10 protein-coding genes are annotated in these 15,115 nt (G+C 37.3%); 8 read left to right on the top strand and 2 right to left on the bottom strand.

Annotation, left to right across the window (positions count from 1 at the left end):
• The first annotated feature begins 78 nt into the window (after nucleotides 1-78).
• The 3 genes from dprA to trmFO are packed head-to-tail and all read left to right on the top strand — an operon-like array spanning nucleotide 79 to nucleotide 4,976.
• A complete protein-coding gene (gene dprA / locus ACGHIY_RS04810) occupies nucleotides 79-1,305 on the top strand; it encodes a DNA-processing protein DprA (protein ID WP_390525314.1) in 1,227 nt (408 codons plus the stop codon).
• A complete protein-coding gene (gene topA / locus ACGHIY_RS04805; RefSeq protein WP_024061638.1) occupies nucleotides 1,295-3,667 on the top strand; it encodes a type I DNA topoisomerase in 2,373 nt (790 codons plus the stop codon). The genes dprA and topA overlap by 11 nt, the downstream gene beginning before the upstream one ends.
• Nucleotides 3,660-4,976 carry a methylenetetrahydrofolate--tRNA-(uracil(54)-C(5))-methyltransferase (FADH(2)-oxidizing) TrmFO gene (gene trmFO, locus ACGHIY_RS04800; RefSeq protein ID WP_195394813.1) on the top strand — a complete coding sequence of 439 codons (1,317 nt, stop codon included), beginning with the start codon at nucleotides 3,660-3,662 and terminating at the stop codon, nucleotides 4,974-4,976. Before topA ends, trmFO begins: the two co-directional genes overlap by 8 nt.
• Nucleotides 4,977-5,092: 116 nt before the next feature.
• On the opposite strand, the gene lgt is transcribed toward trmFO, so the two are convergent.
• The gene (lgt, locus tag ACGHIY_RS04795) at nucleotides 5,093-5,917 is read right to left on the bottom strand and encodes a prolipoprotein diacylglyceryl transferase (protein WP_390525313.1); all 825 of its coding nucleotides are present in this window, start codon (nucleotides 5,915-5,917) and stop codon (nucleotides 5,093-5,095) included.
• Between the two features lie 156 nt (nucleotides 5,918-6,073).
• On the opposite strand from lgt, the gene ACGHIY_RS04790 reads away from it, so the two are divergent.
• The 3 genes from ACGHIY_RS04790 (at nucleotide 6,074) to ACGHIY_RS04780 (ending at nucleotide 10,870) form a co-directional block, all read left to right on the top strand.
• A complete protein-coding gene (locus tag ACGHIY_RS04790; protein ID WP_390525312.1) occupies nucleotides 6,074-7,756 on the top strand; it encodes a glycosyl hydrolase family 18 protein in 1,683 nt (560 codons plus the stop codon).
• Between the two features lie 90 nt (nucleotides 7,757-7,846).
• Complete coding sequence (gene leuS, locus ACGHIY_RS04785; RefSeq protein WP_390525311.1) at nucleotides 7,847-10,315, top strand: leucine--tRNA ligase; 2,469 nt, start codon at nucleotides 7,847-7,849, stop codon at nucleotides 10,313-10,315.
• Between the two features lie 75 nt (nucleotides 10,316-10,390).
• A complete protein-coding gene (locus ACGHIY_RS04780) occupies nucleotides 10,391-10,870 on the top strand; it encodes a dCMP deaminase family protein (RefSeq protein WP_004695896.1) in 480 nt (159 codons plus the stop codon).
• Between the two features lie 143 nt (nucleotides 10,871-11,013).
• Here ACGHIY_RS04780 and ACGHIY_RS04775 read toward each other — a convergent pair whose 3' ends face one another.
• Nucleotides 11,014-12,243, bottom strand: coding sequence for an aminopeptidase (locus tag ACGHIY_RS04775; RefSeq protein WP_390525310.1), 1,230 nt, complete (start codon nucleotides 12,241-12,243; stop codon nucleotides 11,014-11,016).
• Between the two features lie 111 nt (nucleotides 12,244-12,354).
• Between ACGHIY_RS04775 and ACGHIY_RS04770 the strand changes: the two genes are divergently transcribed.
• On the top strand, nucleotides 12,355-12,924 hold the full coding sequence (locus tag ACGHIY_RS04770) for a helix-hairpin-helix domain-containing protein (RefSeq protein ID WP_390525309.1): 570 nt from the start codon (nucleotides 12,355-12,357) through the stop codon (nucleotides 12,922-12,924).
• Complete coding sequence (locus ACGHIY_RS04765) at nucleotides 12,881-15,109, top strand: ComEC/Rec2 family competence protein (RefSeq protein WP_390525308.1); 2,229 nt, start codon at nucleotides 12,881-12,883, stop codon at nucleotides 15,107-15,109. The genes ACGHIY_RS04770 and ACGHIY_RS04765 overlap by 44 nt, the downstream gene beginning before the upstream one ends.
• The last annotated feature ends 6 nt before the right edge of the window (nucleotides 15,110-15,115 follow it).

Below are 15,115 nucleotides of genomic sequence, written 5' to 3'. Positions count from 1 at the left end.
TTTATTTGCCAAAAGTAGTTGTTTGATTCTATATAAAATTAATGATTATATACTTAGAAAGAATTACTAGGTGTTTATATGATTAGATACGATGACAATATTTATATTGCAGGATTACAAAGCTTATACAATGTTGGAGCCACATATGTAAGGCGATTTATAGAGGATTTTGGATCCCCTTATAATGCGTGGCAAGCTATTAAGAATGTAGAAAACTTAAAATCTTATACACATATTTCTGCATCTGATAAACGTGCCATTTCAGCATCGGCTAAAGATGAAAAATTAGATTATATTATCCATAAAGTAGACGAATACCAGATGGATTTTACTACCTTTTTAGACAAAGACTTTCCGTCTATTTTAAATCATATATATAATCCGCCAGCCATTTTATTTATGAGAGGTAATTGGGCACTCTTAGATGGACGCTTAAATCGTATTGCTATTGTTGGAGCAAGGAGTTGCTCCTTATATGGTCGGAATGTGGCGAGAATGCTCGGCAAGGAATTAGGTAAATATAGTACCATTATTGTTAGTGGTGGGGCGCGTGGTATAGACTCACATGGTCATGAAGGCCTTCTGGCTAGTCAGGGGTATGGAATCATTGTTATGGGATGTGGTTTAGATATTACCTATCCTCGAGAAAATGCAAAATTATTTGATCGTATATTACAAAATAATGGGTTACTTCTCTCCGAATACCCGCCAGGTACACCGCCGTCCGCAAAACATTTCCCAGCACGGAATCGTATCATTAGTGGATTATGCAGAGGTGTTATCGTAGTGGAGGCCAAGTCTAGTAGTGGTTCTTTGATTACGGCAGATATGGCGGTTAGTGAAGGTCGAGATGTATTTGTGGTACCATGTAATCTATTAGACCATACAGCAGATGGAAATAAATTCTTAATGAAAAATGGTGCATATGTACTTACTGGTTATGAGGATATAGTTGAACAATACCATTTAACAATGCGGGAATATTTTTCTAGTGAACATAAACTTTTACCAACAAATAATAAAGGTAATAAAGGCGTAAAAGCTAGCGTTCAAATAGGGAATCATAGTCAAAGTGTTGATAGAAAAGGGTGCTCTATGTTAAGCTTTAATGTGGATAGGAGTGTAATATTGAATGAAATACCTCATGATCGATGTATTACGGTTAGTGATATTTTGAAAGCGACTCGTATTCCATTACAACAACTACAGCCCTTATTACTAACATTAGAAATGGAAGGGGCTATAGAGAATCATCCGCCGAGAGGCTATATTAATATGACTAGGAGTGATATACTTGTCCATTAAACGATCTATCGTTATTGGCGAGCCGAAAGCAGCTAGTACTAGTAAAGATACAGAAAAGAAAAATACTAAGAAAGAGAGTACTACTATAAAGCGTAAGGTTACTAAAGAAGCCCTTACTCCAATGGGGATTGTACGGGATAAATCTGTACTACAAACTTCTGTGCCACCGGAGCAACGGGAACCTCGCGTATATAATCCGAACGGCAAAGTCTTGGTTATTGTAGAATCTCCTGCTAAATCTAAAACAATTGAAAAATTCTTAGGTCCTAACTATGTGGTAAAAGCAAGTATGGGCCATCTACGAGACTTGCCTAAATCTCAAATGGGCATCGATATAGAGCATGGCTTTACACCGCGCTACAGCAATCTTGTAACTCGTAAAAAGGTTATAGATGAACTCGTTTCCTATGCTGATGAAAGCAGTGCCGTATTGCTTGCAACTGACCCTGACCGCGAAGGGGAAGCCATTTCTTGGCACTTAGCGTACATTCTCAATGTAGATCCTAAGTCTACATGTCGTATTACGTTTAATGAAATCACTAAAAATGCCGTAGCAGAGGCTTTGGAGGCTCCACGTACCATCGATATGAATATGGTAGATGCTCAACAAGCGCGCCGTGTATTAGATCGTATCGTAGGCTATAAATTGAGTCCATTACTTTGGAAAAAAGTATGTAAGGGTCTCAGCGCTGGTCGTGTACAATCTGTAGCAGTTCGACTCATCTGTGAACGAGAGCGCGAAATCCAAGCCTTCGAACCACAAGAATATTGGACTATTAAAGGTAATTTTGAAACACCTAAAAAAGAATCTTTCACAGCGGAGTTGACACATATTAAAGGCGAGAAAATCGATATTACTACTGAAAGCGATGCACAAGCGGTGGTTGATGCTATTGGCGGTGAAGATGCAGTAGTGACAAATATTGAAAAGCGCAAACGTTCTCGTAAAGCGGCACCTCCGTTTACAACATCTACGTTGCAACAAGATGGTGTGCGTAAATTGAACTTTGGTGCTAAGCGTACGATGATGATTGCCCAACATTTATATGAAGGTTTAGAAATTGGCTCCTATGGCCACGTAGGTTTGATTACGTACATGCGTACAGACTCTACGCGTATTTCTAAAGAGATGCAAGTTATGGCTAAGGACTTTATTCTTCGTAACTATGGGGAGGAATATTATCCATCTAAACCAAATGTGTACGGTTCTAAAGGTTCTGCACAAGATGCGCATGAGGCGATTCGTCCTACATCTCTCGAGTTAACACCTAAAATGGTGGAACCATTCTTGAGTCGCGATGAACTTAAGCTATATACGTTGATTTGGAATCGTTTTATGGCGAGCCAAATGGCGCCTCAACAAAATGAATCCACAACGATTGAGTTGAATGTTAAAGATGACTATACCTTTAAAGCAACTGGCTCTCGTGTTATCTTCCCAGGTTTCAGTGCCGTTTATGAAGATGTGAAAAAAGAGGATGCACCTCAATTGCCAGCTCTGAAAAAGAATGATGCTGCCCATACGGTAGAGGTATTGCCTGAACAACATTTTACACAACCACCTCCACGTTACTCCGAGGCGAGTCTTATCAAGACATTAGAAGAACTTGGCATTGGTCGCCCTAGTACATACGCACCAATTCTAGATACTATCGTAAGCCGTAACTATGTGGAAAATACGAATAAACAATTCGTGCCTACAGAGTTAGGCTTTGTGGTGGTAGACTTCTTGATTACATATTTTGAAAAAATCATCAATACTGGCTTTACCCGTGATTTAGAAGAAGAACTTGATGCTATCGCATCTGGTAAGGATACGTATGTAAAAGTATTATCTGATTTCTACGAGGTCTTTGCGCAAGAACTAGAAGATGCAAGTGATGTAGACCGCATTGAAATTGCATCTATGGAAAGCGATGAGATATGTGAACTTTGTCATAGTCCAATGGTATATAAATTTGGTCGATACGGTAAGTTCTTAGCATGCTCTAATTTTCCAGAATGTAAAAACACAAAACCTATTACAGTGGGAACTGGGGTAACGTGTCCTAAATGTAAAGAAGGGGAAATCGTAGAACGTAAGTCTCGTCGTGGACGCATTTTCTATGGCTGTAATCGATACCCACAATGTGACTTTACACTATGGGATAAGCCAACCCATGATTTCTGTGAAACATGTGGTTCTATAATGGTTGAAAAGACATATAAAAATGGTACAGTTAAAAAGTTCTGTTCCAATGAAACTTGTCCGACTCGACCACCAAAGAAAACAAGAAAGAAAAAGAGCGAAGCTAGTGAAGAACCTGTAAAAGAATCTAAAAAGTCTAGTAAAGCTAAAAAAGAGGAAACTACAATTGAATAATAAAAATGTTATTGTTATTGGTGCAGGCCTTGCAGGCTCCGAAGCGGCTTGGCAACTCGCTAACCGAGGTATTCATGTAGACTTATATGAAATGCGCCCTGTGAAGAGTTCTCCGGCGCACCAAACAGATCAATTTGCAGAGCTCGTATGTAGTAACTCGTTGCGTGCTGGTAATATTGAAAATGCGGTAGGCCTTTTGAAAGAAGAAATGCGTCGTTTAGGTTCTATCATTATGGAATGTGCCGATGCAACTGCTGTACCTGCCGGTGGTGCATTAGCCGTTGATCGTCATTTATTTAGTGAAATGGTGACTAAGAAGGTAAAGAGCCATCCTAATATTACAGTTCATCACGAAGAGGTAACTGAGATTCCTACAGAGAGAACTGTTATCTTTGCTTCTGGTCCACTTACGTCTGAAGCATTAGGAGATAAGATTAAAGCCTTAACTGGTGAAACAGGCTTTTACTTCTACGATGCTGCTGCACCTATCGTAACGGCTGAATCTTTAAACTACGATAAAGTTTTTGCTGCTTCTCGTTATGACAAAGGCGATGCGGATTATCTTAACTGTCCTATGACAGAAGAGGAATATAAAGCGTTCTGGCATGAGCTTACAACAGCTGAAGCTGTACAGCCAAAGGATTTTGAAAAAGAAATCTACTTTGAAGGCTGTATGCCCGTAGAAATCATGGCAAGCCGTGGTGAAGATACATTACGTTATGGACCATTAAAGCCTGTAGGCTTAGTGGATAAACGTACCAATGAGGAATCTTACGCAGTGGTACAATTGCGTAAGGAAAATAAGGAAGGCACCATGTTTAACTTGGTAGGCTTCCAAACTCATTTAAAATGGGGTGAACAAAAGCGTGTATTCGGTATGATTCCAGGACTCGAAAATGCAGAATTTGTTCGTTATGGTGTTATGCATCGCAATACATATATCAATTCTCCTGAACTATTAAATCACGCATTTCAACTAAAAAAAGAACCACGTCTATTCTTTGCTGGTCAAATGACAGGTGTAGAAGGCTACTTGGAGTCTGCTGCTAGCGGTCTCATGGTAGGTCTTCAAGTAGCTCGCTATTTAGAGGAAAAACCGTTTATTGAATTCCCTAAGACGACGGCTATTGGCTCTCTTAGCCACTATATTTCTAACTACGAAGGCTCTAACTTCCAACCAATGAATGTCAACTTTGGCATTATGGAGTCGTGGCCTCAAAAAGTACGTAAGAAAAAAGAAAAAAATGCACTGATTGCAAATCGTGCTTTAGAAGAACTGGAAGCTCTAAAAGCTAAAGAAAATTTATAAGAAATATCCTTATAGAAAATAGCCTTTTAAGAAATAGTTTTATTTCAAAAAATAGTAAAAGTCCTACGTTCAATGGTAAAACCAATGAATGCAGGACTTTTCTTTTTATATGTAATTTATTTACGTTTTTTAGTTTTTACTGTTGATTCTATATCAACAAGTACCTTTTGATTTTTCTTTTCTAGATAGCCTAGATAGATGAATACACAGATACCGACAATGATAGCTATTAAACTCGTCATTTGAGCAGATTTTAGACCTAGCGTTACGTTTACGTAATCGCCACGTAAGAACTCTAAGAAAAAGCGAGCCGTAGAATAGAGAATGGCATATAGTACGAATACTTGACCCTTAGCATGCTTAAAAGATCCAAATAATAGAAGGGCCACAAAGATAAGAATATCGATTTGACCTTCCCATACTTCGGCAGGCCATAGTGGTTGATTACCGTAGGTGCGGTATGCAAGGGTACTTTCAGGATAAATAATACCATAATTACCGCCCGTAGGATGACCAAAAGCATCACCGTTTAAAAGGTTTGCCATACGACCTACGGATTGAGCCAAAATCAATGCAGGGGCAAATAAATCGGCAAAAGCCCAAAAGTCAATCTTGTTTTTATGAAGATACCAATAGCCCGCAATTGTGCCTAGTACTACGCCACCTTGAATGGCCATGCCTCCTTGCCAAACAAAGGGAATTTCCAATAAATGATTACCGTAATAATCCCAATCAAAGAAAAAGACATCCCATAGGCGAGCACCGATGAGACCAGCTACGGCAACAGTAATGGAAAAGTCGATGATGTGTTCATGCCAACCGCGGCCATCTTTTTTCAAAAGTACATAGGCAACAGAGGCACCACAGATGATAGCCAAAGCCAACATGGTACCATAGGCTCTAATAGGGAAGTCCCCTATGAAAAATAAATATTGATGCATACAAAACTCCTTATGTGATAATTTTTATTAGTACATAGATTAAATTATAAATTACATATATCCTTCGTGCAAGAAAAGAGATGAACTATATATAATATGGTATAATATAGAAATTGGTATTGTATCCCAGTATGGGACCTAGAATTAGGAGAGTACATGATTCGTAAATCTACTATTATAAAATCGTTAACGGCTTTAGTAATGTCCGCATTATCAAGTACATTCGTACATGCAGAGGTATTGGTTCCATTAGATCAATTTTTAGCTAATACTACACGTCATTACGAAGCAAATCAATATAAAACATCATATACCGTGTATGTTCCACAAAGTGAATTACAAGGTGATAAGGTTGTTTTAAATCCTACATCCGTAGGTGAACCTGTTAAATTGCCCATTACCAAAAAAGATGGTCTATCCTATGTAGATATTGAGTCTGAACCAGCTATGCTGGGTGTTAGTTATACAAAAAATAATGGTCAACTTATTTTAGGCCCTGCACCAGAAGCATCTACGGTGAAAGCGCCTTATACATTGCAAACACCATTGGCGTGGGCTTTTGATCCATGGACAGCGGAGGGCGCTCCATATCAGGCAAAACTCAATACGAGTGGTGATAATATCATTTCTCCAAGTTGGTTTAAATTGCATAGCTTAGGTTTAGAAGCAAGTCCAAATATTAATATTGATTATGTGAAAGCGTATAAGAATAAAGGCTATCATATTTGGCCGTTGATTACTAATCGGTTTGACTCTAATTTTACAAGTGGTATTTTGGCGGACCAATCGGTATGGAAGAAATATGCTCATAATCTTGTTCAATATGCCTATATATATGGGTTTGATGGTTATAACTTTGACTTTGAAAACATCGATTATGCTGACCGCAATCGTTTAACAACATTTGTAGCATATTTGTCTAATCATTTACATCAATATAATATTAAAACTTCTATCGATGTGACTGGCTATTCTGATAGTCCAGAATGGTCATTAGTGTATAACCGCAAAGCTTTGGCAGATACTGTCGACTATGTAGTTCTTATGGCATATGACGAAACTTGGGCTAAGAGTACTACTGCAGGTCCTGTTGCAAGTTATCCTTGGGTTCGTAGCCATACAGAAAGAATGCTCTCTGAAGTTCCTTCTCAAAAGCTAATATTAGGGGTACCATTCTATATGCGCTTATGGCATGATACAAATGGTTATGCTAAGGGTGAAACACTGGCTATGAAGAATACAGGGAATTACTTTACTAATTACAGAGATAAAATGACTTGGGACGATCGATTAAAGTTATACTATTTATCTATTCCAACAGCTGCTGGTTCAGATCGTATTTGGTTTGAAGATAATACATCGTTAGGCTTAAAACTTGATCTGGTAAAAGAATTACACCTTGGTGGGTTTGCAGCATGGCGTAAAGGGTTTGAAGATATTTCTACGATTACTATGATTCAAGAAAAAGACTTAGGACGTGGTATTCCTAAATCTCCTACAGCAGTTGTTCCTGAACCTGTAGTTGAAGAAGCTAAACCATTAACTAAGCTTGAACAATACAAATTACGCTTAGAAGAAAAAGAAAAAGAAAAAGCAGCTAAAGCAGAAGCAAAACGGAAAGCTAAAGAAGAGAAAGAGGCTGCTAAACGCAAAGCAAAAGAAGAAGCTGAAAAAGTAAAAGCTGAGAAAAAACGCTTAGAAGAAGAGGCTAAAGCTAAAAAAGAGCATAATAAACAAACAGTTAAAGAGCAAAATGACTTATATACTGGTTATAGTTCGGATCAAAATACAAGCCCTAAAAATGATTTAACAAAAACTATTCAAGTCGTAAAACGCTAGTGTTTGACTGCTTTTACAGTACGTAGTAAAATAAAAACATTAATTATAAAATGGCAACTTATGAGGTTGACCATATGAGGAGGCCCCTACATGAACAAAAAATATGTAGCCCAAGATATTGAAAAAAAGTGGCAACAGTATTGGGAAGATAACCATACGTTTAAAACAGAATATGATGAATCAAAAGAAAAATACTATGTATTAGAAATGTTCCCGTACCCATCTGGTAATTTACACATGGGGCACGTGCGTAACTATTCCATTGGTGACGTAGTAGCTCGCTTCAAGAAAATGAAGGGGTTCAACGTGTTGCATCCAATGGGGTGGGACTCCTTTGGTATGCCTGCAGAAAACGCGGCGATTAAACATGGCATAGCACCTAAAACATGGACTCTTGATAACATCGAGAACATGAAATTGCAACAAAAAGCACTTGGTTTGTCCTATGATTGGGACCGCGAAGTAGCAACATGTAAAGAAGATTACTATAAATGGACTCAATGGTTTTTTGAACAGTTTTATAAAAAAGGCCTAGCCTATAAAAAGGAAGCAAAAGTAAACTGGTGTGAAACTTGTCATACTGTATTGGCAAATGAACAAGTTATCGATGGTGCTTGTTGGCGCTGTGATAACCCTGTTGAGAAAAAAGATTTGTCGCAATGGTTTTTACGCATCACTGAATATGCAGATCGCTTGTTAGCTGATTTAGATACTCTAGATCATTGGCCACAACGCGTTAAGTTGATGCAAAAGAACTGGATTGGTCGTTCTGAAGGTACAGAATTTTCCTTTGAAGTGCCATCCATCAATGAACGCGTATCTGTGTATACTACACGTGTTGATACTATTTACGGCGTAAGCTATGTAGTATTGGCTCCTGAACATCCATATGTGGAACGCCTCATTGAAAATGCTCCTAATAAAGCTGAATTAGAAGCTTTCATTACGCGTATGCGCAATATGAGCGATATCGACCGTACATCTACAGAGGCACCTAAAGAAGGTATGTTCACTGGTTCCTATGCAGTAAACCCAATGTCTGGCGAACAAGTTCCTGTGTGGATTGCAAACTATGTATTGGTAGACTATGGTACTGGTGCTGTAATGGGTTCCCCTGCGCATGATGAACGTGACTGGGAATTTGCTCATAAATATGATTTGCCTATTAAACAAGTTGTAGCTTGTGAAGGTGAAGAATACAGCCTTGATAAATGGCAAGAATGGTATCATGAAGATGGTATCCTCGTTAACTCTGGTGAATATAATGGCCAAACATCTGAAGAGGCTCGTAAAAATATCACGGCAGCTCTTAACGAACGTGGCATTGGTGAAGGTAAAGTAAATTTCCGTCTTCGTGACTGGTTGATTTCTCGTCAACGTTACTGGGGCGTGCCAATTCCTGTAGTATACTGTGAAAAATGTGGGGAACAACTCGTTCCTGAAGAAGAGTTGCCAGTACGCTTGCCAGAGGATATTAAATTTGAATCTGGTGCTGTATCTCCATTAGCTACATCTGAAAACTTCCTACATACTACATGTCCTAAATGTGGCGGTCCTGCACGTCGTGAAACAGATACAATGGACACATTTATCGATTCCTCTTGGTACTTCTTGCGCTATACAGATGCTAAAAATGACCAAGCTCCATTCGATAAAAAAATTGCTAATTACTGGATGAATGTTGACCAATACATCGGCGGTATTGAACATGCTATCTTGCATTTATTGTACTCTCGATTCTTTGTGAAAGTTATTCATGATTTAGGCCTTATCGATGCAAATGAACCATTCCGTGGCTTGTTGACACAAGGTATGGTTCTTAAAGAAGGCAGCAAAATGTCTAAATCTAAAGGTAATGTAGTTTCTCCTGAAGAAATTATCAATACCTATGGTGCTGATACTGCTCGCTTGTTCATTTTATTTGCAGCTCCTGTAGATCGTGACCTTGATTGGTCTAACCAAGGTGTTGAAGGTTCCTATCGTTTCTTAGGCCGTGTATGGCGTATTGTTGATGCGTACAACGAAGAGGCTAAGAAAAATGTAACTGGTGATCTTACAAAAGACGAATTCGGATTGCGTCGTGAATTACACCGTGTTATCAAAAAGGTAACAGAAGACCTCGATAACAACTTCAACTTCAATACTGCTATTTCTGCTATCATGGAACTTGTAAATGCTATGTACGCTCATAAGGATAAAGCAGAAACAATCAATAGCGCATTAGCTAATGAATTGACACATTCCTTATTGCTTCTTTTAGCACCATTTGTTCCTCATATGACAGAAGAGTTGTGGCATGAATTGGGTGAAACTACATCCATCCATACTGAAAAATGGCCTGTATACGAAGAATCTGCTCTCGTTGTAGATGAAGTAGAAGTAGTATTACAAGTAAATGGTAAAGTTCGTGATAAACTTACTGTTTCCGTAAATATTACAAAAGAAGAATTAGAAACATTGGCCAAAGAATCTAGCCGTGTTCAAGAATTTATAGAAGGTAAGAATATCGTAAAAGTTATTTACGTACCTGGTAAACTTGTAAATATCGTTGTTAAATAAGGATATTCTATTTGTTTAATATTGTAAGCCCCCAACTACATAGGTAGAAGGGGGCTTATTTTAAGTGAGGTAATTATGGCAAAACGTAGCGATTATATTTCCTGGGATGAATACTTCATGGGTGTTGCCATTTTGGCAGCACAACGTTCTAAGGATCCAAATACACAAGTTGGTGCATGTATTGTTAGTAATGATAATAAAATCTTGTCCATTGGTTATAATGGTATGCCTTTGAATTGCAGTGATGATGATTTCACATGGGAACGTGATACAGCTGATGATAATAAGTATTTCTATACCGTACATAGTGAACTGAATGCAATTTTGAATTATCGTGGCGGTTCTTTAGAGGGCTCTAAAATATATGTAACGCTTTTCCCATGTAATGAATGTGCGAAAGCCATCATTCAAAGTGGTATTAAAGCCGTTATCTATCGCGATGATCTCTATAAGGATACAAAAGAAGTAAAAGCATCCAAACGGATGTTGAAAACCGCAGGTGTAGACATTATTGAATACAAATCTACAGGCCGCACATTGAATATTACATTGTGATATAATAATTTTTTACCACTAATAAGAGCCCCTATATACGCTTGTATATAGGGGCTCTTTTATATGTAGCTTTCAATTATAAATTGCTATCTAATAGACAAGTTAGATAGGAAGTCCAGTTTTTATGGGAACGTTTCACTTGTTTATACTTGTAAACGGCCATCAATCATAATGTCTACTTCTTGACCGTCACGAGTGTAGCCTTTAATATTCATATGTTCATGACCAATCATAAAGTCTACATGTGTTAAGGAGTAGTTAAGGCCACGTTCTTTTAATTCTTCTTTAGATAAACCATCACTATCTTTGAGGCATGTAGGATAAGATGCACCAATCGCTAAATGGCAGGATGCATTTTCATCAAACAATGTTTCGTAGAAAATTTGGTTAGATTGGCTAATTGGGCTGAAGTGGTCCACCAAAGCAACTTCGCCGAGGTAGAGGGAACCTTCATCGGTTTCTATTAACTCTTTTAATACTTCATAACCTTCTTTTGCAGTATAATCAACGATTTTACCTTCTTTGAAAGTAAAGGAGAAATCAGAAATAGTATTACCCTGGTAAATTAAAGGTTTTGTGCTGTATACAATACCATTAACACCATTATATTGGGGTGCGGAGAAAACTTCCTCTGTAGGAATATTGGCATTAAAAATAGTGCCATCTTTTGAAGATTCTTCACCACCTAGCCATATATGACCTTCTGGTAATTCTAATAAGAGGTCAGTACCATTTTTACAAGTATAACGCAATGCCTTTAAGTCTAATTTATTCAATGCTTCACAGCGGTGACGCAATTTTGCCATGTGATGACGATATGTGTCTTTCGGTTCTACACCTTCAATACGGCAAAGTTTTAATAGGGTAGCCCATAGTTGTTCAATTTTCTCTTCATCTGTACCTTCATAGCCAAGTAAATCTGCCCATAGAACAGTTGGTACAGAAGCAACGCACCATGTAACAGAGGAGTTCATAATCGCTGTATGGTAGAAGGATAAAGCTTTATTTAAGTTACGAGATTGTAGTGAAATACGATTTGTTGGAATACCTTCTAACGCTTTTGGATTCGCACTAATCAAAGATAAGAAAGCGGCCTTATCATCGATGTATTGCTTATAGAATTCAGGAATCCAGTTAGCAGGTTTTTCTAAGACTGTTTCTTTGGCATGCATTAAACGTTGACGTGCAATAGGTGAACAGCGCCAGTTGAGGACAACCTCTTTAGCCCCCAATTGATAGGCTTCTTCTGTAACGATAACTGCAAAGTCTTTATTTTCCACATCAACAGAAATAACTAAAGTTTGATCTTGTTGTAAATTTACGCCGTATTGTAATAATGTACGGGCATATTTTCTTAATGTATCTTGATTCATTGAGTCTCCTTATATTCGACATCAATTATAAAACTCCTGCTTGTGTGACCAATAGAGTCAACGGTAGGAGTTTACTTTTATATTGGAAAATCCTTTAGTAGGAGGTGCATTATGAAAAGTAAATTGAAGCCGTATACGATAATTATATTAATCCTATGTATTTTAGTAGGAATTTATTTCCTATGGCCTATTATAACAGATGAAAGCGATTCTGTCCTAGCTGAAGGGGCAATAGATGGAAATTCTTCTATATCAAATGTAGAACAATTGCCCAATAAACCAATTGCGTATATTACAGGTGCTGTTGTATCACCAGGATTGTATGAATATGAAAATTCAGCTACTTATGGAGATATGGTAAAGCTTGCAGGTGGGCTACTACCTTATGCTGATATAGAATCAGTCAATATGGCAAAACCAGTAAATGCGGGAGATCATATCCATATAGTATTTAACTTCCACGGCAATCCAGAGGTTTTATTGCGCGGTAACAAAATTAATATCAATACAGCTTCTGCAAAAGATCTTGATGCATTACCAGGCATAGGACCCGCTATGGCAAAAAGAATTGAAGAGTATCGTTCACAAAAAGGACCCTTTACATCCGTTGAAGGTATCAAGGGGGTGAAGGGCATCGGTGATGGCGTATTTAAGAAGATTAAAGATAAAATTACAATCTAAATTTAGGAATACAGAACGAGCGTTTGAGGAATCAATCTTCAATACTCAAGTTTTAGTTAATACAAAGCCATTTATAACTTATAGCCAATGGGCACATACTATATTGGGATCTATAATAATTGGCACTATATTAGGATATGGTAAATATTATCCCGTACTTAGTCAAATGCATTATATTTTTGCGATTGCCTTAGCTATTATTGGTGTAACTGTTATTAAAATAATGCAATCTTATTGTAGGTGGCGTTTATATGCCAATTTATTAATATTAGTTTTTGCTGCAATGGGATTATCCTATTATCATACAGACTTACAAATTATTAATTATAGTAGCTATACATCATACTATTTACAGCAAGAAGGAGAATATCTAGGTACTGTTGTATCATCTCCTGAAATAGTAAATCTAGATGGACAGGAATATTACAAATATAATGTAGAGTTACATGGATTACATCCCTATAAAGATTCTGCTAAAAATGACTATATTAAGGCACAGGGTCGATTACAGATTTACTCAAAGGTATCTGCTACAAAGTATACAATACGGCTAGGGGAACAAGCAATAATTGAAGGTACACCAAAAAGCTTATTTCTCATTGAAGAGGAAGGACGCATTAATCTTAGAGGCAGATATATGAGCTCTAATACAAGAGGACGAATCTACGATGGAGTTTATCGACCTGCCAGTGCTAAAGATTTACAAACATTTTCATATAAAAAGAGTATTTATGAAGAAATATATAGGAGAAGTTTATATTTATGTGGTCAAATACGAGAATCTATTGAAAAAAATATTGCTAGTAATCTAGATGGCCCACAAAAGGTATTAGCACAAGCCTTATGCTTGGGTGGTCATTATAGTGAGCTAGGGGAAGAGCGAATAAAAGATTTTGCTTATACGGGTCTCATCCACATTCTTTCTATCTCTGGCTCACATATTGCACTGCTATTAGCCTTAATTTACGGTTTAGGAAGACTCGTTAAATTACGGAAGCGCACATGCTTAATTTTAGGTATATTAGTAGCTTGTACATATTGCTGTATCATTGGTGGAGATGCACCAGTTATACGTGCAACGATGATGAGTATACTCATGTGCATGGCTTATGTAAAAGGACGATTATATCAAGCTAAACAGGCTTTATGTATATGCGCTATTATATGTCTTGTATATGATCCTTTTTCTTTATTTGATGTAAGCTTTCAGTTATCCTTTGGTGCAACCTATGGTTTACTCATATGGGGAAAGGTACTATATGAACGGATACAGTGGTTACCAAGGTGGATAAAAACACCTTTTGTATTATGTGTATCCGCACAGTTACTCATATTGCCATTACAACTCTATTACTTTCACTATATTAGTATTGCTAGTTTGCTAGCAGCCTGTATAGTAGCGCCCCTATTAGATATATCCATAGTTTTAATTTTTGTAAGTACTTTAGTCAGTTACGTATTCCCTATATCGTTAATATGGTCTTTAGTAGATGTACTATTGCGAATATCTTTATATTTAAATCATGTGTTAGGACGTAGTTATAGTCTACTTTGGCTTGGTATGATGCATCTTTATTGTGTTTATATATATTATGCTCTATTAGGTTTATTTACGTATTTTTTGACACATAAGAATAAGTATACTGTATATATAGTGATGTCCTTATTATGTATGGTTGCAACCTTTGGTGCTTCATACTATGTGACTCAGTATCATAAGGACACAATAATCCATTATATTCCTATGAAACAGTGTAATGTGTTACTTTGCATAGACCCAAACCATAGAGGAGCATATCTATTAATCGATGCACCAGATTATATTAAAACTATACCTAATGAAAGACTTATTAATCAGGCCATAAGGGCATATGGTGTAAAGCCTAAAGATGTAAAAGTTGAGTACTTTCACAGTAACGGTTCTGCACAGGTGGTATATAAAAATGGTATGAACCAAATCGTCGTATATAATGGACAAAGTAGAGAAAAAAATCTAAAATTAAATGATAAGACTAATGTGTTATATATAACGAGTCGATCCAGTGTAATGAATGAAATAGGGCGTATTTCACCTCATAGTACAATTCTATTTGGTAGTCCCCACGGTGCGTTACGCGATGTGGATCCATCAACAGAACATATGTATATAATGGGATACGGCTATATCAAAGATATCTATCTGTGAAAGGAG

It is taken from the genome of Veillonella parvula (assembly GCF_042850485.1).
GTDB lineage: Bacteria > Bacillota > Negativicutes > Veillonellales > Veillonellaceae > Veillonella > Veillonella parvula_Q.
Note: the sequence above shows the minus strand (reverse complement) of the source record. Positions and strands in the feature narration are given on the sequence as shown.